A 22,692-nucleotide genomic window follows, 5' to 3' on the forward strand; every position below is an offset into this window, starting at 1 on the left:
GCTTCGGCCGTGCGGTCTGACACCCGCTTGCGGTATCCTCTCCAGGTGATCGTCCACTCACCTACGCACAGGGGGACAGCCATGAGCGAGAAGATCCGCATCGCCATCGTCGGCGGGGGCCGCACCGGAGCACCGCTGCTCGAAGCACTCAGCGCACTGCCGTACATCGAGATCACCGGCGTCGCCGACCACGACTCCACCAGCACCGGCGCCCGGTTCGCGCAGGACAACGGCATCTTCTACACCGAGCATGCGAGTGTCCTCGGCGCAAAGGCCGATGACATCGACCTCATCATCGAGGTCAGTGGCGATCCGCTGGTCAAGCCCGCGCTCAAGGACGCCTTCCGCGCGCAGGGCAACACCGAGACGATCATCGTGCACGATCTCGTCGCCCGACTCCTGATGACGCTGGCGACCGGCGACGATGAGCTTGCCGCGAGCCTGCACCCGCACGATCGCGGCGTGGGCTGATCGTCGCGCCATCTGTGACCGGAGAAGAAGGAGCCGCATGACCGTCGCGCTCAGGATGACCCACGTGTACGTCCCCACGCTCAAGGAAGAGCCCGCCGAGGCCGAGGTGATTTCGCATCGGCTGCTGCTGCGCGCCGGCATGATGCGCAAGGCCGCCGCAGGCATCTACACGTTCCTGCCGCTCGGCTACCGCTCGGTCCGCAAAGTGGAGCAGATCGTGCGCGAGGAGATGGACGCGATCGGCAGCCAGGAGATGCTGATGCCGGTGGTCCAGCCCGCCGAGTTGTGGCAGCAGTCCGGCAGGTGGGACGTCTACGGACCCGAGCTCGCGCGGCTGAAAGACCGTCAGGGCCGCGAGTTCTGCCTCGGCCCGACGCACGAGGAGATCATCACGGCGACCGTGCGCGATGAGCTGCGCTCGTACCGGGAACTCCCCGTGTCGCTCTACCAGATCAACACGAAATTCCGCGATGAGATGCGGCCGAGGTTCGGTCTGCTGCGTGGCCGCGAGTTCATCATGAAAGACGCGTACTCGTTCCACGCGTCGGAGGCGTCGCTCCAGGAGCACTACGACGCGATGGCCGGGGCGTACGGACGCATCTGCGACCGGCTGGGCCTTGCATGGCGCCCCGTGGCGGCCGACTCGGGACAGATCGGCGGCTCGGTCACGACCGAGTTCATGGCACTTGCCGAAAGCGGCGAGGCTGCACTCGTGTACTGCAACTGCGGCTACGCGGCCAACGTGGAGGCCGCCGAGGCCACCGTGGCGTACGAGCCGCAGGCCACGACCTCGCAGCCGCTCGAGCGCGTGCATACGCCCGGCGTGCAGACGATCGCCGAACTTGCGGCGTTCCTCGGCGTGGACGCCCGCCACACGGTCAAGACGATGGCCGCACGCACGGGGGCGGGCAAGCTCGTCTTCCTCTGCCTGCCGGGTGACCGCGAGCTCAACACGCTCAAGGCCGAGCACGTCGTGCCGGGCTTCGAGCTGCTCGAAGAGGCCGACTTCGCCGCCTTCGGCATCCATCGTGGCTTCCTCGGACCCGTGGGCGCGCCCGAGGGCACGCTCATCGTCGTGGACCGCACGCTCAAAGCCGAGCTCGCCTGGACCGTGGGCGCGAACGAGGCCGACTATCACCTCACGGGCGGCCTGCCCGGGCGCGACTTCGCCATCGGCGTGTGGGCCGACCTCGTGACCGCCGAGCCGGGCGACGCCTGCCCGCGCTGCGGCGCGCCGCTTGAGGCTGCCCGCGGCATCGAGGTCTCGCAGGTCTTCCAGCTCGGCACCAAGTACTCGGAGTCCATGGGGGCCTCGTACACCGACGAGGCGGGCGAGGAGCACCCGTTCATCATGGGTTGCTACGGCGTGGGCATCACGCGCTCGCTTGCCGCCGTGATCGAGCAGCACTACGACGAGCACGGCATCGCCTGGCCGGTGAGCGTCGCGCCCGCCGAGGTCGCGGTCCTGCCGCTGGCCGCCGATGGTGAGGTCTTCGAGGTCGCCGAGACGCTGTGGAGCGAGCTCGCGGAAGCCGGCATCGAGGTGGTCCTCGACGACCGCGACGAGCGCGCTGGCGTGAAGTTCGCCGATGCCGACCTGATCGGCTGGCCCTACCAGATCGTGGTGGGCAAGAAGGGTCTTGCCGAGGGCGTGGTCGAGATCAAGCAGCGCGCTACGGGTGAGCGCGAGACGGTGCCTATGGCCGAAGCGACCACGCATGTGACGGCGCTCGTGACCGCCGCCCGCGCCCGTTTCGCCCACTCCTGAGAGTGCTCCCTGAGGCACCCCGTCGTCTTTGACCGGCGGGGTGCCTGTGCTACAATCCCTGCGAACGACACATGTCCCGTGGCGAGAAGTGGGCTTACCCCCGCTTCTTTTGTTCTGGAAGGAGGTCCGAGCGTGTCTGTGAGTCTCGTAAGCGAGCTGATCGCCCTGCTCGAGCCTCTTGCTCAGGACAACGGGCTCGAGCTTGTGACCGTTGAGGTCTCCGGCGGCCAGCGCCATCAGACCGTGCGGGTGTTCCTCGATCGCGAAGGCGGGATCGATATCGACGCCATCGCGAGCTCGAACGCCTGGGTCTCCGAGGCGCTGGACGCGGTCTCCCGCTTGAACGGCGCCTACACGCTCGAGGTCTCGTCACCGGGTATCGAACGCGTTCTTCGGAAGCGTGACGACTTCGTCCGCTTCGCAGGCGAGAACGTCACGATCCATGCGCTGCGCACCATCGATGGCCGCTCGCGTTTCACGGGGCAGCTCATCGGTCTTCAGGGCGACGATGTCGTCGTCGAGTACGAGGGGCAGGAACATCGCGTGCCGTTCGACGCTATCGAGCGTGCACGCTTGAAGGCCGACTTCGGCGAGGTCGGCGGAAGGAACGGGTAGCTCATGGAAGCCGAGCACATAAACCTGATGGACGCTCTGCGCGAACTTGCGCGCGAGAAGAACATCGACGTGAACATCATGCTCGAGCGGCTGGAACAGCAGCTCGGTCTCACGTATCAGCGCATCCTGGACACCGAGAACGAGTGCACGGTGAAGATCGACCGCGAGTCGGGTCGCATCTTCGTCTACGAGCTCGTGCCGGTGGGCGGTACCGAAGAGGAGCCTGTCTTCGAATCGCGTGACGTCACGCCTTCGGACATCTCACGCTTCGCCGCGCAGGCGGCCAAGCAGGTCATCACGCAGTCCATCCGTGAGGCCGAGCGCGAGCAGATCTTCGAGGAGTACGCGGACCGCATCGGCGACAGCATCACCGGTACGGTCCAGCAGTCCGACTCGCGCTACACGCTCGTGAAGATCCGCGAGGGCGTCGAGGCGCTGCTGCCCTCGGCCGAGCAGCCCGGCAACGAGCGCTACGAGCACAATCAGCGCCTGAAGGCGCTCATCATCGACGTGCGCAAGACCTCGAACGAGCCTTCGATCGTGGTCTCGCGGACGCACCCCAACTTGCTCAAGCGCCTCTTCGAGCTCGAGGTGCCCGAGATCTACGACGGCATCGTGGAGATCAAGAGCGTGGCCCGCGAGCCGGGGCTGCGCTCGAAAGTCGCCGTGTCGTCGCGCGAACCGGGTCTCGACCCGGTGGGCGCGTGCGTGGGCCCCAAGGGAAGCCGCGTCCGCATGGTCGTGGCCGAGCTTCGCGGAGAGCGCATCGACGTGGTGCCGTGGAACGACGATCCGGCCACGTTCGTTGGCAACGCACTGTCGCCGGCGAAGGTCGCCCGCGTGCTCGTCAGCGAGGACGACCACACCGCAACGGTCATCGTCCCCGACGACCAGCTGTCCCTTGCGATCGGCAAGGAAGGCCAGAACGCGCGCCTCGCAGCCAAGCTCACCGGCTGGCGCATCGACATCAAGAGCCAGGTGCAGGCTGCCTCGGCTGGGATAGCCACGATTGCCGACGGCGGGGAATCACACGCCGATGAGGGCGATGGGCGCTGTGTAGCGGTCACGAGCACCGGGATCCGCTGCCGCAATCAGGCCCGACCGGGTACCCGGTTCTGTGGCGTGCACGAGAAGGAGGGCGCGAGCTAAGCAATGGTCGTTCGCAAGACCCCGCTCAGGACGTGTGTCGCGTGTCGCCGAGAGGCCGACAAGCGCGAGCTCGTCCGGTTCGTCCGGGACGCCGACGGTGAGGTACACGTCGATCCGAACGGCAAGGCTCCCGGTCGTGGAGCGTCGGTCTGTGCGGACATGGCCTGCTTCGAGGCCGCGGTTGCACGTAAACGGCTCGCGCCGGCGCTCCGCGCGAGTCTGAGTGAAGAAGATGTGGAGCGGCTGAGACACGAGTTCGAGGAGGCCCTGCCTAAGCGCAGCCCGGCCGACTCGCGATCTGGACGGTGAAGAAGCATGCCCGCAATGCGCGTACATGAACTGGCCAAGGAATTCGGGATGACCTCTAAGGAGCTCCTCGATCACCTTGCGCGCCTCAAGATACCCGCACGCAATCACGCATCCACGCTCGTCGAGGCCTACGTGGACAAGATCCGCAAGGACCTCCACGACGAGATCGCGAGCAAGCAAGCGGAGATGGAAACCGAGCGCCTTCGCGAAGAAGCCGAGCGTATGGCCGAGGAGGAGATCGAGCGGGCACGCGAGGCTGAAGCGCGCGCCAAGCTCGATGCCGAAGAGGCCGAGCGTCTTGCAGCCGAGGCCGCACGCCTCGCCGAAGAGGATGCCGCCCGCAAGGCCGAAGAAGAGGCTCGTGCCAAGGCCGACGAGGCGCAGCGCCTCCGCGAGGCCGAGGAGCACGCCAAGCGCGATGCGGAAGAGGCCATTCGCAAGGAGGCCGAGCAGCGTGCCGCTGAAGAGCGGGCGCTCCTCGCCGAGGCTGCCGCCAAGGAAGAGGCCGCCGAGGCAGACCGCTACCGTCAGATGGCCAAGGACGCCGAGGCCGTTGCGCCGGCTGCACCCGCGAACCTCATCACCGAGGCCGCCAAGATGGTCCAGAGCGACTCGGACAAGCGCAAGCGCAAGACCAAGAAGCCGTCGGGCAGGCGCGAGGCAGCGACTCACGCGCACATCGTCGCGGACGAGAAGCCGCAGGTGGCTGCCGTTGTGGTCACGCTCGTGCAGAACTCCACGGTGGCCGAGTTCGCGGACGCCGCAGGCGTCACGCCGGGCGAAGTCATCAAGCGCCTCATGATGCTCGGCGACATGCACACGGTGAACCAGCCGATGAGCCGCGACGCCATGGAGATCCTCGCCGAGGACCTCGGCATCGAGGTCATCGTGGTCTCACCTGCCGAAGAGCAGAGCTTCGTGTTCGAGGACGACCCCGAAGACCTCAAGGCGCGTCCGCCGGTCGTGACCGTCATGGGTCACGTCGACCACGGCAAGACGTCGCTCCTCGATGCCATCCGCGAGACCGGCGTCGTAGACACCGAGGCCGGCGGCATCACGCAGCACATCGGTGCGTCGGTCGTGGAGCGCAACGGCAAGCAGATCACCTTCATCGACACCCCGGGCCACGAGGCGTTCACCGCCATGCGTGCCCGCGGTGCGAACATCACCGACATCGTCATCCTCGTGGTGGCCGCCGACGACGGCGTCATGCCGCAGACGGTCGAGGCCATCCACCACGCCAAGGCCGCAGGCGTGCCGATCATCGTGGCCGTGAACAAGATCGACAAGGACGGCGCCAACCCCGAGCAGGTCAAGCAGATGCTCACCGAGCACGAGATCGTGCCCGAGGAGTGGGGTGGCCCGAACATCTTCGTGAATGTCAGTGCCAAGAAGCGCATCGCCATCGAGGACCTTCTCGAGATGGTGCTGCTACAGGCCGAAGTGCTCGAGCTCCAGGCTAATCCCGACACGTTCGCAAGCGGCGTGGTCATCGAGGCGAACCTCGACAAGGGCCGTGGCCCTGTCGCGACCGTGCTGGTACAGCGCGGGACGCTGCAGGTGGGCGACTCGATCGTGGCCGGCACGAGCCACGGGCGCGTTCGTGCGCTCGTCAATCCGCTCGGCGAGACCGTCGAGACCGCAGGGCCCGCCGATCCGGTCGAGGTCCAGGGACTCTCGAGCGTGCCTTCGGCAGGAGACGAGTTCCGTGTCTTTGCCGATGAGCGCGACGCGCGCAACCTGGCCGAGGAGCGTTCGCTCAAGCAGCGTCTCCTGGCTCACGAGCGCAAGAGCCACGTCACGCTGGACGACCTGTTCACACGCATCCAGCAGGGCGAGATCAAGGACCTCAACCTGGTCGTGAAAGCCGACGTCCAGGGCTCCATCGAGGCACTCAAGGACGCGCTCGACAAGATGAAGCAGGACGAGGTCCACATCAACGTCATCCACTCGGGCGTGGGCGGTATCACCGAAAGCGACGTCATGCTCGCGACCGCGTCCGACGCCATCATCATCGGTTTCAACGTCCGTCCGCTTCCCGAGGCACGCGACCTGGCGGCCAAGGAGAAGGTGGACATGCGGATGTACCGCGTGATCTACCAGGCGATCGAGGAGATCAATGCCGCACGCGTGGGCATGCTCGCTCCCACGATCGAGGAGCAGGAGACGGCGCACGTCGAGGTCCGCGATCTGTTCAAGGTGCCGAAGCTCGGCACGATCGCCGGCTGCTTCGTGCAAGACGGCGAGATCGCGCGTGACGACCGCATCCGCATCGTCCGCGACGGCACGATCATCCACGACGGCAAGCTCCACTCGCTGCGCCGCTTCAAAGACGACGTCAAGTCCGTGAAGCAGGGCTACGAGTGCGGCATCGGCATAGAGAACTTCCAGGACATCAAGGTGGGCGACGTCATCGAGTCGTACAAGACGATCGAGGTCGCCCGCGAGGAGTAGCACCCATGAAGAGCACACCCCGTACCCGCAAGCTTGGGGAGGCGGTCAGAGAGGCGCTCGCAGAGGTGCTGCGTGACGACGTCGCTGATCCCCGTATCGACTTCGCGACGATCACGTCCGTACAGGTCTCATCCGACCTGGGCGTGGCCGACGTCTACGTGACCACGCACGGCGACCAGGAGCGTTACGAGGCGCTGCTGGAGGGCCTGAACTCAGCCGAGGGAAGGATCCGGTCCGGGCTCGCGCGCCGCGTCAAGCTGCGTATCACGCCCGTGCTGAGGTTCCACCTCGACACGTCGGTGGACCAGGGCATGCGCATCTACGAGGCCCTCAAAGACGTTCCCCCCGGCCTGGTGGACGGCGAGTAGGCCGCCATGGTTCCTGCCGACACGCTGCAGGCAGCTGCGGCCATCCTGCGTGACGCTCCGCACGTGGTCATCGGCTCGCACGTGGATCCCGATGGGGACGCGATCGGGTCGTCACTCGGCCTTGCGTTCGCGCTCGACCAGCTCGGCGTGCCGGTCACGCTCGTGCTGGGCTCGGGAAGCCGCTGCCCGGCTACCTACGCGTTCCTGCCGGGTTCGGAGCGGCTCGGCGCGCCACCTGCCGAAGTGGACGGCCCGTACGTCTTCGCCGCGCTCGACAGCCCCGACGTGAGTCGGCTCGGCGCGGGCACGGACCTTGCGAAGCGCGCCGACAGCCTGCTCCTGATCGACCACCATCCCGACGCGACGCGTCTACAGCCGGCGGACGTGCTCGACAGCAGCGCGGCTGCGACCGGCATGCTCGTGTGGCAGCTGCTCTCGCACCTGGGCGCCACGCCCGACGAGCGGATCGCCACGTGCCTCTACACGGCCACGCTTACCGACACCGGGCGCTTCAGCTACTCCAACACCACGCCGGACACCCTGCGCGCGGCGGCGGACATGGCCGATGCGGGCGCGCACCCGAACGACATCTACTCGGCCGTCTACGAGAACCGCTCGGCGGGTGCGCAGATGCTTGTGGGGCGCACGCTCGCGCGCGTCACCATCGCCAACGGTGGCCACGTGGCATACTCCTGGATCACCGAGGACGATTTCGCTGACACCGGCGCGCTGCCGGAGGAGTCGGAGAACCTCATCGACTTCGTGCGCGCGCTCGGCGGGGTAGACGTCGTCTTCCTGGCCAAGGTGAACGGCACCACCGTCCGCGGGAACCTGCGCTCCAAGTCGGACACCGACGTGAGCGCGGTCGCCCGCATGCTCGGCGGGGGAGGTCATCGCGCGGCGGCAGGGTTCACGCTCGAGGGCGATCTCGACACCCTGCTTGCGCGGCTGCTCCCGCTGCTCCCCGGAGGACAGAAGTGAAGGCGCGCCGTGGAGGTACGGACCTCTCCGGCGTGCTGCTCCTCGACAAGCCGCAGGGCCCCACGAGCCACGACGTGATCGCAAAGCTGCGTGCGGCCACCGGCGAGCGCCGGATCGGCCACGCCGGCACCCTCGATCCGATGGCGACCGGGCTGCTGACCATCCTCATCGGCCGGGCCACCCGGCTCGAGCAGTACCTCGTGGGCCACGACAAGCGCTACGAGGCGCGCATCGTCTTTGGCGCCGAGACCGACACGCTCGATGCCGAGGGTGCGGTGACCGAGTCCGCACCGGTTCCCGCCGAGGTGTCCGACCCCGCGTGGGCGACCGATCTCCTCGAGCGCTTCCTCGGCGAGCAGAAGCAGATGCCACCTGCGTACTCCGCACTCAAGCGCGACGGCGTTGCCGCGCACCGCATCGCACGCGCCGGCGGCGAGCCGGTGCTCGATCCCCGGCTCATCACCGTCTACGCAGCCGACCTTGCCGGCATCGACAGCACGCTGCCCGCATGGGACGTGGTCTTCTCGGTCTCCAAGGGGACCTACATCCGCTCGCTCGCGCGTGACATCGGGCGCGCCGCGGGAACCCGCGCGCATCTCGGCGTGCTTCGGCGCACGCACGTTGGCTTGGCCAACGTGGCCGAGGCCCTCACGCTTCCCGATGCGGTGGCGGCCGCTGAGGCGGGGAACCTTCCCGAGCGCTTCTGCGACCCGGTGGCGCTTCTCGGCTTCCCATCACTCGAGGTGGCCGAGGAACTTGTGCGAGACGGCAAGCCGCTTGCCGATAGCGCGCCCCGTGCCGAAGGCGAACGGGTCGCGATCGTCACGCCCGAGCGGTTGCTCGCGGTCTACCGCAGGGCAGGGGAGCGGCTTGTTCCCGAGTCCGTTCTCGTACCGGGAGTCTCCCGATGAGCGGGCGCCCTGCAGTCATCACGCACGTGCGCGGCATGCACGAGCTCGGGCCCGCTGTGATGGCGATCGGCGTCTTCGACGGCGTGCACATCGGTCACCAGGCGCTCGTGACCGACATGATCACCATTGCCCGCGAGCGTCACTCGGCGGCATGCGTGCTCACCTTCGACCGGGACCCCGACCAGGTGGTCACGCCGTCGCATCCGGCCAAGCAGCTCACCACGCTCGAGGACAAGATCGCGCTTCTGTCCGACCTCGGCCCGGACGTGGTGCTCATCATCCCGTTCGACGACTGGCTCGCATCGCTCACGCCGGACGACTTCTGCATCGACGTCCTGCGAGACGCCGCCGAGCCCGTCGCGTGCGTGGTGGGCTTTGACTTCCGCTTTGGCACGCGTGCATCGGGTGACGCGGACACGCTCCGTGCGCTGGGCTCGCTCCATGGATTCCAGGTGATCACGCACCCGCTCGTCCACGCCGAAGGGGCGCCGGTGACCTCCACGCGCATCCGCGCGCTGGTGGCGCGGGGGGAAGTTGCGGCAGCCGCCGCGCTCCTCGGCAGGCCACACCGGCTTCGGTGCGAGGTCGTGCACGGCAAGCGCATCGGGCACGAACTCGGGACGCCCACGGCGAACCTCACGGTGGGTCACGAGTTTGCGGTGCCGGCGACCGGTGTGTACGCCGGGTGGGCCACAGTCGCAGGCGAGCGGTACCCGGCGGCGATCTCGGTCGGGATCTCGCCGACGTTCCCGGACGCCACCTGCGACCTCGAGGCGCACCTCATCGGCTTCGATGGCGATCTCTACGGGCAGAGCATGATGCTCGAGTTCGTCGAGCGCGTGCGCGAACAGCAGGCGTTCGCCTCCACCGAAGCGCTCGCGCAGGCGATTGCCGACGATGTGGCGCACATCGCGGCGCTGCTCGGCGGGGGATAGTCGACCGAGGGGAGATCAGTACGATGTCTGAGAGGTCCGGCACAAAGGGCAGTCCGCTCATGAAGGTGCTCATCGTCATCGGCGTCTTCCTTCTGCTCATGGTCCTCGCGCTGGGGGCGATGGTGTTGGCGACTGAGGGTCAGCGTCGGGACGACCGCAACCTGACAATCGCCGATGTGGACTTCGCGCAGGTACCCGACGGCACGTACCGTGGCAGCTACGACGGGTGGAACACGTTCGACGTGTTCGTCACGGTCACTGGCGGCGCGGTCACGGACATCACGATCGCCGAGGACTCGGCAAACCCACGGACGGACATCACCGACAAGGTCATCGAGCTCATCGTGGACGGCCAGTCACTCGACGTGGACACGGTGAGCGGCGCTACCGTCACTACGAATGCGCTCGTGAAGGCCGTGGAAATCGGCCTCGTGGAGCAGCGCGAGGAGTAGCCCGGCCGCAGCGCAGGGTGTCGCCGGCACCTCGGCCTGTGCTACACTACGCGGGCTGTAATGACCCGGTCCCTGGACTAGCGACTCACCACCGTTACTCTCGGCGCCGGGCGACTCCTCAAGAAAGGTGAAAGAGAATATGCCACTACCCAAAGACGTGAAGACGTCGATCGTCGCCGAGCACGCCCGCACCGAGGGTGACACCGGCTCCGCCGAGGTTCAGATCGCGCTCCTTACGCAGCGCATCCGCGACCTCACCGAGCACCTCCGCACGCATTCGCACGACCACCACTGCCGCCGTGGGCTCTTGAAGCTCGTCGGCCAGCGCCGGAGATTGCTCAACTACCTCAAGAAGAACGACATCGAGCGCTACCGCGCAATCGTCGCGAAGCTCGGTCTCCGCAACTAAAGAGCGGAACCACGTGAAGGCGGGGAGAACCCCGCCTTCACTGACGTAGGGGCACGAGGCCCCGCATGATGAGGCTGGGCCGCATGGGGCGGACAGCCGGAGAAGAGGAAGAGGATGGGAAAGGTAACGAAGACCTTCGAGCTGTACGACCAGCAGTACACGCTCGAGACCGGCGAGTTGGCCAAGCAGGCCGGCGGCGCCGTGTTGGTACGACAGGGTGACAGCGTGATCCTGGTCACCGCCACCGCGAGCAAGGAAGCGAAGGATCTCGACTTCTTCCCGCTCACGGTCGATTTCGAAGAGCGCATGTATGCTGCGGGGCGTTTGCCCGGCGGCTTCGTCAAGCGTGAGACGCGGCCGAGCGAGAAGGCCACCCTCACGGCACGCATGATCGACCGCCCGATCCGTTCGGCGTTCGCAAGCAACTTCCGCAACGACGTCCAGGTCATCGCCACCGTGCTCTCGGCGGACCAGGAGCACCAGATCGACGTCATCTCGATCATGGGCGCGTCGGCCGCCTTGAAGGCCGCCGGTCTCCCGTTCGAGGGCCCGCTCGCCGGCGTGCGCATCTGCCGCGACGACTCCGGCGAGTTCCTCGTGAACCCGACCTTCGAGGATGCCGAGGCCTCCGATCTCGACCTCGTGGTGGCCGGTAGCCGCGACGCGATCTACATGGTCGAGGCGGGTGCAAACGAGGTGTCCGAGGAGGACATGCTCGCAGCCCTCACCTTCGCGCAGGAAGCCATCGGCGAGTTTTGCGCCATCCAGGAGCAGTTCCTGGCCGAGCTCGAGATCACCCCGATGGTCGTGAAGCTCGACGAGCCTTCCGAGGAGCTCCGCGAGCGGATCTTCACCGCAGGTACCGAGAAGATGCGCGCCGCGCTCCACAACCCCGACAAGCATGCCCGCATGGATGCCGTGGCGGCTGTGAAAGACGAGCTCAAGGCCAGCTTCACCGAGGCCGAGCTCAGCGCATCCGGCAAGCACATCAAGGGCCTGCTCAAGGCGCTCGAGAAGAAGACCATGCGAGACATGGTGCTCGACGAGGGCGAGCGCGCCGACGGCCGTAAGGCCGATGAGATCCGTCCGATCAGCTGCGTGGTCGACTACCTCCCGCGCGCCCACGGAACCGGCCTCTTCACACGCGGTCAGACCCAGGTGCTCTCCGTGCTCACGCTCGGCATGCTGAACGAATGGCAGCGCATCGACACGATCGACGTTGCCGACGGCAAGCGCTACATCCACCACTACAACTTCCCGCCGTTTTCCACGGGCGAGACGGGCTTCATGCGCGGGCCGAAGCGCCGCGACATCGGTCACGGTGCCCTTGCCGAGCGTGCGCTCCTCCCGGTGGTTCCGCCGGAGGAGACCTTCCCGTACACGATCCGCATCGTCTCCGAGGTGCTTGAGTCCAACGGCTCCAGCTCCATGGGCTCGGTCTGCGGCTCGTCCATGGCGCTCATGGATGCCGGTGTGCCGATCAAGGCGCCGGTCTCCGGCATCGCGATGGGCCTCATCAAGGAGGGCGACCGCTACGCGATCCTCTCCGACATCCAGGGCCTCGAGGACTTCCTCGGCGACATGGACTTCAAGGTAGCCGGAACGCCTGCGGGCATCACCGCGCTGCAGATGGACAACAAGGCCAAGGGCCTGTCTGTCGAGCTTCTCTCGGCTGCGCTCAACCAGGCGAAGGCCGGTCGTGCGCACATCCTGGCGAAGATGAACGAGGCGATCTCCGAGTCGCGTGCGGACCTCAAGGAGTACGCGCCGCGCATCATCACCATCAAGATCCCGACGGACAAGATCCGCGACGTCATCGGGCCGGGCGGCAAGGTCATCAAGGGCCTCGTCGAGGAGACCGGTGCCGAGATCGACGTGAACGACGACGGCACGATCTACGTGGCCGCCCGCGACGCGCGTGGCGCGACTGCGGTCGACCGCATCCGTGCGATCGTGCGCGACGTGGAGCCGGGCGAGAAGTACACCGGCCGCGTGGTCTCGATCCAGCCGTTCGGCGCGTTCATCGAGCTCATCCCCGGCAAGGACGGCCTGCTGCACATCTCCAAGATGGCCAAGGGCCGTATCGCGCACGTGGAGTCCGTACTCAACATCGGCGACGAGGTCGAGGTCGTGGTCCAGGAGATCGACGACCGCGGCAAGGTCTCGCTCGATCTCATCGAGAAGTTCGACGTGCCGGAGGGTGCCGAGGCACCGCCGTCGCCGCGCCGTGACGACCGCGGTCACAGTGGTGGCCACAGCGGCGACCGCGATCGCAAGCCCCGCCGTCGCGACTAGTACCTGAAGAACATCGTCAGGCGGCCTGAGGTGCGCACATGCGCCTCGGGCCGTCGGCGCTTACCAGCCGAGGAGCCATAGGAGCCTGAAGATGACCTTCTACGACAAGACCGTCCTGCCGAACGGCATCACCGTGATCACCGAGCCGATGGACACGGTGCGCTCGGTCACCCTGGGCATCTGGTGCGCCGTGGGCAGCCGTGACGAAACGCCAGATGAGGCCGGCATGTCCCACTTCATGGAGCACATGATGTTCAAGGGCACGCCCACGCGCTCGGCGTCCGAGATCTCCGAGGCGTTCGACAGGCTGGGCGCAGAGCTCAACGCGTTCACCAGCAAGGAGTACACCTGCTACTACGCACGGTTGCTCGACCAGCACACGGGCGATGCGGTGAATATCCTCGGCGACATGGTCGTGAACTCGCTTCTTGCCGACGACGCGTGCACCTCCGAGCGTGAGGTCGTGATCGAGGAGATCGCACGTTACGAGGACCAGCCCGACGAGCAGGTGCACGAGCTCTTTGCGAGCACGCTCATGCCGTCCCACCCGCTGGGACTGCCGGTGATCGGCACGCGCGAGACGGTGGGGTCGTTCGACCACGCGCGGGCGAAATCGTTCCACGGCAGCCACTACACGTCGGGCAACATCGTGGTCGCCGCCTCCGGTGCGCTCGAGCACGAAGACGTGGTGGCGATGGTGCGCGAGAAGCTGAACCTGCCCGAGGGCCCGCGGAGCCAGCGCGTGCACGCGGTGCCGACGACCGAGCCGCGGCTCAAGGTCATCACCAAGGAGACCGAGCAGGCGCACATCTGCTGGGGCGTTGCGGGACTCACGTCGCGCGACCCCGACCGCTTCAATGCCGCTGTGCTCGACGCGGTCCTCGGCGGCGGCATGAGCTCGCGCCTCTTCCAGGAGATCCGCGAGAAGCGCGGCCTGGCCTACGCGGTGTACTCGTACCACGCGCAGTATCAGGACACCGGCCAGTTTGCCGTCTACGCAGGCACGCGGCCCGACAAGGCCGTGGAGGTCATCGGCCTCATCCGCGACGAGATCGCCAAGATCACCGAGGGCGGCATCACCACCGACGAGCTCGACCGCGTGCGCGAGAGCATCAAGGGCCAGATGATCCTCGGCCTGGAGAGCACGCGCGCGCGCATGACGCGCCTCGGCAAGGCCGAAGTGACCAACGGCGAGCTGCTGTCGCTCGACGAGATCGTGGAGCGCGTCGACGCGGTGACCTGCGAAGACGTGCACACGATGGCCAAGCGCCTCTTTGACGGCAACCATGCGCTCGCCATCATCGCCCCGTTCGGGGAAGATGCCGTAGAGCACCTGCTGTAGGGGAGGGCGAAGCGATGATCAGGGTACTCGTGAGCGGAGCGGCCGGGCGCATGGGCCGCGAGGTCGTGCGTGCGGTGCTTGCCGAAGACGACCTGGAGCTGGTGGCAGCGGTCGATCCCCTGCACGCGGGCGAAGCGCTGGGCGAGGGGACCGAGCTTGCGGTCGCAGGCGACCTTGCGAGCACGATCGAGGCCTGCACGCCGGATGTGGTGGTGGACTTCACCCACCCGAGTTCGGTCGAGGACAACATCCGAACCACGCTCGCAGCGGGCGTTGACTGCGTGGTGGGAACCACCGGCCTCTCGGAGTCCGCGCTTCACGCGCTGGCAGCCGGGATCCCGGACGAGACCTGCCTGTTCGTTGCGCCCAACTTCGCGATCGGCGCGGTCTTGATGATGCGCTTTGCCGCCGATGCCGCGCGCTTCATGCCGCACGTGGAGATCATCGAGCTCCACCACGACCGCAAGGCCGACGCGCCGAGCGGCACCGCGCTCCGCACCGCGTCGCTCATCGCCGATGCCCGAGCGACCGTGCCCGCTGCGCCCGGACGCGAGACCGAGATCGCCGAGGGCGCCCGCGGCGCGCTGGTACACGACGTGACAGTGCACTCCGTTCGGCTGCCCGGGCTGGTGGCACACCAGGAAGTGCTCTTTGGCGGGCAGGGGCAGACGCTCTCGATCCGCCACGACTCCATCGACCGCACGAGCTTCATGCCCGGCGTGGTGCTCGCCGTCCGCAAGGTCGGGGGACAGAGCGGCCTCATCGTGGGCCTCGAGCACCTGATGGAGGAGTAGCGCGGTGTCGATGCGCCCCGTGATCGTGATGAAGTTCGGCGGCACGTCGGTGGCCACACCCGAGGGCCGCTCGGCTATCGCAAGCCGCGTGACCGAGTCGCTCGAGCTCGGCAAGGCGCCGGTGGTGGTGGTCTCGGCCATGGGCCGGGCGGGCGCGCCGTACGCCACCGACACGCTGCTGGGGCTCGTGGCCGAGCTGCCCGCCGATGCGCGCGAGCGCGACTTGCTGGCGTCGACCGGCGAGCTCATCTCCGCGGTGGTGGTGGCGCACGAACTGCGGCAGGCAGGCATCGAAGCGGCCGCGATGACCGGCGCCGAGGCGGGCATCGGCACCGACGGCGTGTACGAGAACGCGTCGATCACCGACATCTACCCGGCCGGCATGCTCGAAGCCATCGCGCTCGGACGCGTGCCCGTGGTGGCTGGCTTCCAGGGCGTGGCGCCCGACGGGCGCGTCACCACGCTCGGCCGCGGCGGCAGCGACACCACCGCGTGCGCGCTTGGCGTGGCGCTCGAGGCCGAGGCCGTGGAGATCTACACCGACGTGGATGGCGTGATGACCGCCGACCCGCGCACGCGCGCGGACGCGGTGGTGCTCGATGTGATCAGCGCCGACGAGCTCTTCCAGATGGCCAAGCACGGCTCGCGCGTGGTGCACACGCCGGCGGCCGAGCTCGCGCTCTCGAGCGGTCTTGCCGTGCGCGTGCGCAACACTTACACCGATCACCCCGGCACGCTGGTGGCCGACATCGCGTCGTACCGCCCCGCGAGTGTGGCAACGGCCGTCTCGCACGCCACGGGCATCGCCCGCGTGCGGGTGAGCCTGCCCGCCGAGGAGGGGAGCCCCGAGCACACGGGTGCGCAGGCGCGCGTGTACCGCGCGATGGCCGACGCCGGCGTGTCGCTCGACATGTTCACGCCTGCGTGCGACTCGCTGCTGTTCACGGTGCCGACGGCCGACATCCAGGCTGCAACAAGCGTGCTCGATTCGCTCGCGCTCACCCACGAGGTCCGCGACTCTCTCGCGAAGGTGACGCTGGTGGGAGCGGGAATGCACGGAGTACCCGGCGTGATGGCGCGCCTTGCCGAGGCGCTGGATGAGGCGAACGTGCACGTGCTGCAGACGGCCGACAGCCACACCACGATCTCAGTGCTGGTGCCTGCCGAGGATGCCGAGAAGGCAGTGGGGGCGCTGCACGAAGGGTTCGGGCTGGGGGAGTAGGGGGCTGAGGGGTCGCGGGCTTACACGGACCGCGCAACTACGCAGGCATCAGGTGCCCACGTGCAGGTCTTTCAACGCATGCGCCGAAAGCAGAACATGGGTACGCACGAGTGAGTACGTACGCAGTCTGCTCAATTGAGGGTTATGCGCAGAGCCGGTAGGGCGGGGGTCCGGTGGAGGTTCGTTCGCTCGAGTCGTCAGATCGTGAGTGGTCGGATGCCCTCGTCGCCCAGCACTTCGGCTCGTCGCGGGTCGTCTCTCGCGGCCGCTTGCACGACGCGACCACACTCCCCGGGCTCATCGCGCTGAAAGACGGCGTCCCGATCGGCTTGCTCCTGTACCGCATCGAGGCTGACGAGTGTGAGCTCGTCGTGCTGGTCTCGGAGCGCCCGCGCGAGGGTATCGCGACCGCCCTCGTGGATGCGCTCGTGAATCGTCTGTGCGAGTCCGGGTGCACCCGCGCATGGCTCGTCACCACGAACGATAACCTCGGGGCGCAGTCGTTCTACGAGTCCTTGGGCTGGAGACTCGCAGCGGTGCACCGCGCTGCCGTCACCCAGGCGCGGGAGCTCAAGCCGGAGATTCCGGCCTTCGGGGAGAACGGGGTCCCAATCGAGGACGAACTTGAGTATGAGCTCGACGTGTCGCGCATAACCCGGGCGTCAACCTGACGCGGCAAGCATGTCGTACTCTGTAAGCGCAGGGCGCGCAGGTTACGCCCAAAGACGTTAGTCGCATCGTCGCCATTGAGGGGGAACTGTGAGGCCTTTCGCGGAGGGAGACACATTCACCTTCTTCAGGAGTCTGGAGGAGGGAGTCCGTCGCGAAATCGATGCTCTCGACAACGACTACGTCCTGAACGCTTCTCCGTCTGAGCTGGAGCAGCACTTCGTCTCAAAGGGCACGATCTCGCCTCTTGTGATCCACGCGGATGACTACTACATGGCCTCCAACGATTCAGCCAAGATTGACGTCTCGAATGACTTCCTCCGCGGTGGCTACGGCGATGGACGGCCAATCGTGATCGCCGGGACGAGACTCACAATCGCGATACCCTTTGAAGGCGACGCCAAGCTCTGGCGAATTCGAGCGTCAACCTTCTCCATGGGAGGCTACCCCGAGATAGACCTCGTGGGCGGAGAGGTTCGCTTCGGCGTCACGTTCCCGGACGATTCCGCCAATGCAGACACGCTGAGGCGACAGATCGACGGCCATGTGAAGTCGCTGGTGACTGCCGTCGACTACCTCGCGAACGACGTTGCGAAGCACAATCAGTCGATGCGGTCAATGGTGCCTGCTGCCATTGAGAGCAAGCGTGCGAAGGCACTGACAGCCACAAACGCCGTAGCATCGCTTGGCATCCCGATGAAGCGCAGCGAGCAGCCGCCGACCTTCACTCTCCCATTGCAGCGGCGCCCCACGCCAATCACGCGTCCCAAGGTGGCGACGGGCAAGTATGAGCCTGAGCCACTTCTCGCCAGGGCGGAATACGACCACATTCTCACGGTCATGAGGAGTATGTCCCTTGTGATCGAGAGGAATCCCGCGTCTTTCGGGGACTTGAGCGAGGAGGCAATACGTGACCACTTCCTCCTCCAGTTGAACGGTCATTACCAGGGCGGTGCTACCGGCGAGACCTTCAATGCGTCCGGCAAGACCGACATCCTTCTTCGTTCCGGGGATAGAAACGTCTTCATCGCAGAGTGCAAGTTCTGGCGCGGCACGAAGGGCTTCAGTGATGCTGTTGACCAGCTCCTGGGCTACCTCACGTGGCGCGACTCCAAGACGGCGCTAGTGGTGTTCAACCGCAATCGCGACACCGCAGGTGTTCGCGCGAAGATGCATGCAGCCATCGAGGCACGCCCCGAGTGGGTGAAGACGCTAGTTGCGAGCACGACCGGAGATTCATCGTACGCATTGGTGAAGCCGAGCGATCCCGGTCGCGAGATTCTGCTGACTACGCAGCTGTACGATGTGCCTGCTGGGACGAGCGACTAACCCGGAAATCGAGCCGACTCGCTTCGCTCGCGGCCCATCTCCAAGAACGTTAGTGATACACGGTACTGTTCCTCGCGTCTGAGTTCACTCTCGGGTGCGGTTGTCGTCATCGCAGCCACCTGACCGTCGCCGGGTTCAGACACACGTTCAACGTGCACACGGCATGAACGTTTCATGCACCAAGTCCTATGAGCCGGTCACCCGTTCACGAGCAGGAGTCCCTACTTCGCCAAGTGCGGACCGCGATTGCCGGAAGTCTGACCGCGAGAGAGGGACTGGGCCTGATAGACTCATCGCGGATTGAACGTTCTGAGTTGCAGACTCGTGGGTCTGACCGTCGTTGGGGGCGTACTCTGGTAGACTCCAGCGGAGTAGAGTTCGGTATGGGGGAAAGCATGGATGAGATTCGTTTTTCGCAATTTGCCGCGCCTTGGCGAGACGAGAAGACCCGGCTGGATTGGAAGACCGCGACCGCATTGTTTGGGTCTCCAAACTGGCAGGAACTTGAGCTCTCGACTACTTCTGAGGTCCTGTTCAGTCTCCGAGGTATTGACTACTTGAACCCAGACGGACTCCTATGGGTGCTACTTCTTGGTGAGCGAGCCAGACAAGTTGACCGCAACCGGACGCTTTGGCTAGAACTGCCGCATGAAGGAGCGTCTCTCCGCTACCTGAAGGAGTCGGCTTTCGCCGCGGTCTCCAGTGAGGTGTTCATGCTGTCAAACCCTTACGATCTCGACAGAGTCGACGTCCCGGCACCTCGACGAGGCTTGCGTTTCTACAGGGTAGACATCGACTCGTTGGGTTCCGTCGTATCGGATGTCGGTTGCCTACTAACTTCGTCCGAGTTCCTGAAGGGCCTTGGCATCGTGCCGTTCGATGAAGTCGCATTCGAGTACGTGCCGCCTTTTCTGGGTGTCGTGAGTGAGACAACGAAGAACGTGGTGCAGCACAGCCACAGTACCCTCTCTGGGGGCCGGGGTTACATCGTCATAGGAGAGATGCGTACCGGTGTGACCAGAATATGTATTGGTGACGCCGGCCGTGGTCTACGCAGCAGCCTTGATGCAAAAGGTGCCAACGTGGCAGACGATGCTGCCGCGATTGAAGGCGCTCTTCTCTACCACTATGCGAATCCTGAAGGGGAAGGGCTATTCAGGGTCCTGCAACTCGTGAGCTTTCTTGAAGGCGCTATTCGGATTCGATCCGGAGCAAGAGAGGTCTTCCTGGATCTCTCCAATGACTATCTCCGCACTGAAGATGAGACACGCTCCTTCATAGAGGAGAAGGCCCGATACCACAAGTGCGCCAACTTCCCTGGCGTGCAAGTAATGATTGATGTGAGACGACCTCGGGAGAAGCGGTGATGGCCGGGGGGACGTACTACCTCGAGCCACTCCGGGACGCACTGAAGCGACTTCTGATGTCGGGGCAAATGAACTCGCTTAAGAGAGCGCTCAGCCTATATGGCACTGCGGACGATGTTGATTCGCTGCAATCCTCGATTCGAGAAGCTCACAACCACACTCCGGGCGGCCTACCGCTAGTCGACATGACTCCATTTCAGAGTATTGGTGCACAGCAGAGACTCCATGTGCTGGCCGATCTGTACGAAGAGTTACCTTTCGTCATCCTGCTTGGCCGACAGCTGGCATTGGAGCAGGCGGAGTGGCTCCAGCGAGTCGCCTACGTCATATGTGATGATGACTTCCGTATTCTCCAAGTCTGCGATGGATCCGGAACGCCAACCGAGTCGATGGCCGAGGTTCATGACCAGTTCTTCATTGGGGGCAATGCGTCCAAAGCACATGACGAGTGGGTTGAAGAGCGACTCATGGGGTTTGCTCGATCGGCGATAAGGCGGCCACCAGAGAACACCCGCTATCTCCCGCTGCACGATGGCGCATGGGCGAACATGTGGATAGACGTCAAGACCCTGCTTCAGGAGTCAAGCTTCGCGTTCTTCGCTGCCTACCAGATTGGATATCGCCTGAGCAGGGGGTACCGAGACGAGTTCCCCGAAGATGCCATCGTTGCGAGCAACAACACAGCGTATGTTCTTGCCTCGCTGCTTCAAGCGCTATTCAGTCACAAGCAACTAGTGATGATCGACCGACTCGGGCCTCTGCCGGACTTGACTGAGCTGTGGTTGCTGGGTCTGGAGCGAATCGGGGCCAAGCGACTGTGCTGGATCGAGGACGTCATGTCGACAGGCCGAGAACTGGACATGACCCAACTCGTAGTTCGCCAATACAATGCTGAGGTCACGCAGGCAGTGTGCTTGTTCGACCTTGAAGTAGCGAAATCCCGCTTGATGTCGCCTTCGAAAATCGAGTCGCTGTGCCGGCCCTCCAAAGCAATCGGATACAGTCGCCTAGCGAAGTACGAGATCGAGCCTGAGGAACTGGGGGTGCTCAAATGAGTTCATCCAGTGGTCTGCGCTCATGCGGGGACTTCCTTGAGCTGCTGGATCTTCATGAAGCGACATTGGCGAATGTAGACCTTGAGCTGCTGTTCAGGAATGTCTACGAGTGGGTCGCGGTGATATGGTCAAGAACAACCATGTACAAGTTCGTAGACCATGGGATCAACCACAGCTACGCAGACCTTGAGAAGGCTTTGCAGATCAGCACTGGCCTGGGGAGGCGCTTGTGTGAGTTCGAGCCGCTCGAACGCTGTGTCCTTGGAATGGCGGCGTTGCTGCATGACATTGGGATGCAGTACGGCAAGTACGCTGGCGAAGAGATGAGCGCTCAGGAGATCCGGAAGAACCACTGTGAACTTGGTTTCCAGATGGTTGAAGCGGCACGAGAGGGCACATTCGAGGCCGATCTTGGTGGGCCGGCTCTGCAAATAGACAAGCAGACGTGGAGCTTCGTGTACTTCGCATCAGTTGTCGGCTTCGCCCACAGTGGAAGCAAGCACTGGAAGGCACTGGATGAGTCCGACTATGGCGACCGAAAAGAAGGTGGACAACAGCTTCTGAGACTCAGGTACTTGGCCGCGCTCCTGCGCATTGCGGATGAAGTGCACACCGAGTACACGCGGTTGCTGGAGACGAGCTTCATGACCAGCCCGCTTCTTGACGAGAAGGGCAAAGCACATTGGGCCGCGTGCTACTACACGCAAGATGTTGAGGTATCGTCACCCGTAGTCGGGGGTGGCGGAGGCGTCTACCTGACGATGAAATGGCGTGTTCCGCGAGTCGCCTCCGACGAGACAGTTGATGTGATCAGGACCCTGCTTCAGGACCTCCGGGAGAAGAAGACAAACACCGAGTGTCAGTTGGTCCGCAAGTACCTCCGGCTTAGCGAACATAGCGATCCTTGCTTCATCGAATTCAGACTTGAACCCACACCGCAGCGTTCGGCCATCGAGGATCCTTCAGCGGACGTGGTGATGTATGTGCGAGAGATGCGCCCGATCCATTTTGGCTTGAGCGAGCCGAGCCAATTGGGGAACCTCTCGTTTCTCCCTCAGACGAGCGAGGATGATGGATGGCTGCGGACGCACGCAGAGCAGTTCTTCTCTCAAGGGCGAGGCGTGATTTCCGGACACTTTCGTGTTCGGACGGGCAGACACACAAACAAGTACGTTCGCTGTCGTGAACTGTGTGAGGACTCCGGATTCTCCTTCAAACTTGCTTGGCGACTTGCGAGTTTCTACAGGGACCGTGAGATAGCACACGTTATTGCCGTCGGAACCAGCGCGATTAGGGTGACCAGCCTCCTGTCAGTGATGCTTCCTGGCGTCGAGTTCTCATACACCTTCGCGGACGAGAGATCCTACACTACGTATGAGCAGGATATAAAGCGAGTCGCTGGCAACGTTCTTATCGTTGACGATATCCTTGGCGTTGGTAGCGTTCTACATCAGGTGGTCGATAGGCTGAGGTCGCAGGATCCCATCCCAATGCGAATAGAGGCGTTCGTGCTCTATTCTCTGGGAGATGCGAAGGCGGCGCTGGCGGACCTAGTCGATGTCGAAGTCACCTGCTTGGCTGCATTTCCTGACGTCATGTACTGGGACGAAGTCGCCGACGGGACTTGTCCACAGTGCGCACCCAAACCCGGCATTCTTAGTCTTCCAGAGTAGGGTCCGAATCGCGCCAGGCGTATCGTGTGCGCGATTTGTAGTGTTGAGCTTGCCGCACACAAGTCGCAGCCGACTCCGAACGCTGCGTGTAACGGCGGCACGGACCCCTCGGTTGCGGGCTTCA

Annotated in this window: 21 protein-coding genes; all 21 read left to right on the plus strand. The window is 64.9% G+C overall.

The features are described from left to right. Positions 1-81: 81 nt before the first annotated feature. The 21 genes from Q7W51_08255 to Q7W51_08355 all read left to right on the plus strand — a co-directional run bounded on the left by Q7W51_08255 (position 82) and on the right by Q7W51_08355 (position 22,568). Positions 82-471: a hypothetical protein gene (locus tag Q7W51_08255; protein MDO8848359.1), complete on the plus strand. Its 390-nt coding sequence runs from the start codon at positions 82-84 to the stop codon at positions 469-471. Positions 472-508: 37 nt separating this feature from the next. Next, positions 509-2,239, plus strand: coding sequence for a proline--tRNA ligase (locus Q7W51_08260; protein ID MDO8848360.1), 1,731 nt, complete (start codon positions 509-511; stop codon positions 2,237-2,239). A gap of 132 nt (positions 2,240-2,371) precedes the next feature. Next, complete coding sequence (gene rimP, locus Q7W51_08265) at positions 2,372-2,854, plus strand: ribosome maturation factor RimP (protein MDO8848361.1); 483 nt, start codon at positions 2,372-2,374, stop codon at positions 2,852-2,854. Positions 2,855-2,857: 3 nt separating this feature from the next. Next, complete coding sequence (gene nusA / locus Q7W51_08270; GenBank protein MDO8848362.1) at positions 2,858-4,003, plus strand: transcription termination factor NusA; 1,146 nt, start codon at positions 2,858-2,860, stop codon at positions 4,001-4,003. Positions 4,004-4,006: 3 nt separating this feature from the next. Beyond that, positions 4,007-4,312: a YlxR family protein gene (locus tag Q7W51_08275; protein MDO8848363.1), complete on the plus strand. Its 306-nt coding sequence runs from the start codon at positions 4,007-4,009 to the stop codon at positions 4,310-4,312. A 6-nt stretch (positions 4,313-4,318) separates the two neighbouring features. Continuing rightward, positions 4,319-6,766, plus strand: a complete 2,448-nt coding sequence (infB, locus tag Q7W51_08280; GenBank protein ID MDO8848364.1) for a translation initiation factor IF-2 — start codon at positions 4,319-4,321, stop codon at positions 6,764-6,766. 5 nt (positions 6,767-6,771) lie between these two features. Next, on the plus strand, positions 6,772-7,134 hold the full coding sequence (gene rbfA / locus Q7W51_08285; GenBank protein MDO8848365.1) for a 30S ribosome-binding factor RbfA: 363 nt from the start codon (positions 6,772-6,774) through the stop codon (positions 7,132-7,134). Positions 7,135-7,140: 6 nt separating this feature from the next. Beyond that, positions 7,141-8,115 (plus strand): DHHA1 domain-containing protein, encoded by a 975-nt coding sequence (locus Q7W51_08290; protein MDO8848366.1) that lies wholly within the window; start codon positions 7,141-7,143, stop codon positions 8,113-8,115. Beyond that, positions 8,112-9,026, plus strand: a complete 915-nt coding sequence (truB, locus tag Q7W51_08295; protein ID MDO8848367.1) for a tRNA pseudouridine(55) synthase TruB — start codon at positions 8,112-8,114, stop codon at positions 9,024-9,026. The genes Q7W51_08290 and truB overlap by 4 nt, the downstream gene beginning before the upstream one ends. Beyond that, positions 9,023-9,961, plus strand: coding sequence for a bifunctional riboflavin kinase/FAD synthetase (locus Q7W51_08300; protein ID MDO8848368.1), 939 nt, complete (start codon positions 9,023-9,025; stop codon positions 9,959-9,961). Before truB ends, Q7W51_08300 begins: the two co-directional genes overlap by 4 nt. 23 nt (positions 9,962-9,984) lie before the next feature. Further along, the gene (locus tag Q7W51_08305) at positions 9,985-10,413 is read left to right on the plus strand and encodes an FMN-binding protein (GenBank protein ID MDO8848369.1); all 429 of its coding nucleotides are present in this window, start codon (positions 9,985-9,987) and stop codon (positions 10,411-10,413) included. 139 nt (positions 10,414-10,552) lie between these two features. Continuing rightward, positions 10,553-10,822 (plus strand): 30S ribosomal protein S15, encoded by a 270-nt coding sequence (rpsO, locus tag Q7W51_08310; protein MDO8848370.1) that lies wholly within the window; start codon positions 10,553-10,555, stop codon positions 10,820-10,822. Between the two features lie 114 nt (positions 10,823-10,936). Beyond that, positions 10,937-13,117, plus strand: a complete 2,181-nt coding sequence (locus Q7W51_08315) for a polyribonucleotide nucleotidyltransferase (protein MDO8848371.1) — start codon at positions 10,937-10,939, stop codon at positions 13,115-13,117. A 91-nt stretch (positions 13,118-13,208) separates the two neighbouring features. Beyond that, positions 13,209-14,459 (plus strand): pitrilysin family protein, encoded by a 1,251-nt coding sequence (locus tag Q7W51_08320; protein ID MDO8848372.1) that lies wholly within the window; start codon positions 13,209-13,211, stop codon positions 14,457-14,459. Positions 14,460-14,473: 14 nt separating this feature from the next. After that, a complete protein-coding gene (dapB, locus tag Q7W51_08325; GenBank protein ID MDO8848373.1) occupies positions 14,474-15,253 on the plus strand; it encodes a 4-hydroxy-tetrahydrodipicolinate reductase in 780 nt (259 codons plus the stop codon). Between the two features lie 10 nt (positions 15,254-15,263). After that, complete coding sequence (locus Q7W51_08330) at positions 15,264-16,475, plus strand: aspartate kinase (protein MDO8848374.1); 1,212 nt, start codon at positions 15,264-15,266, stop codon at positions 16,473-16,475. Positions 16,476-16,648: 173 nt separating this feature from the next. Further along, on the plus strand, positions 16,649-17,146 hold the full coding sequence (locus Q7W51_08335; GenBank protein MDO8848375.1) for a GNAT family N-acetyltransferase: 498 nt from the start codon (positions 16,649-16,651) through the stop codon (positions 17,144-17,146). Between the two features lie 88 nt (positions 17,147-17,234). After that, a complete protein-coding gene (locus Q7W51_08340) occupies positions 17,235-18,473 on the plus strand; it encodes a hypothetical protein (protein ID MDO8848376.1) in 1,239 nt (412 codons plus the stop codon). 395 nt (positions 18,474-18,868) lie between these two features. Beyond that, positions 18,869-19,840, plus strand: a complete 972-nt coding sequence (locus Q7W51_08345) for a hypothetical protein (GenBank protein ID MDO8848377.1) — start codon at positions 18,869-18,871, stop codon at positions 19,838-19,840. A 227-nt stretch (positions 19,841-20,067) separates the two neighbouring features. Further along, complete coding sequence (locus tag Q7W51_08350) at positions 20,068-20,895, plus strand: hypothetical protein (protein ID MDO8848378.1); 828 nt, start codon at positions 20,068-20,070, stop codon at positions 20,893-20,895. Next, complete coding sequence (locus Q7W51_08355; protein MDO8848379.1) at positions 20,892-22,568, plus strand: hypothetical protein; 1,677 nt, start codon at positions 20,892-20,894, stop codon at positions 22,566-22,568. The genes Q7W51_08350 and Q7W51_08355 overlap by 4 nt, the downstream gene beginning before the upstream one ends. Positions 22,569-22,692: the final 124 nt, after the last annotated feature.

The organism is Coriobacteriia bacterium (assembly GCA_030652115.1).
Classification (GTDB): domain Bacteria; phylum Actinomycetota; class Coriobacteriia; order Anaerosomatales; family Anaerosomataceae; genus UBA6100.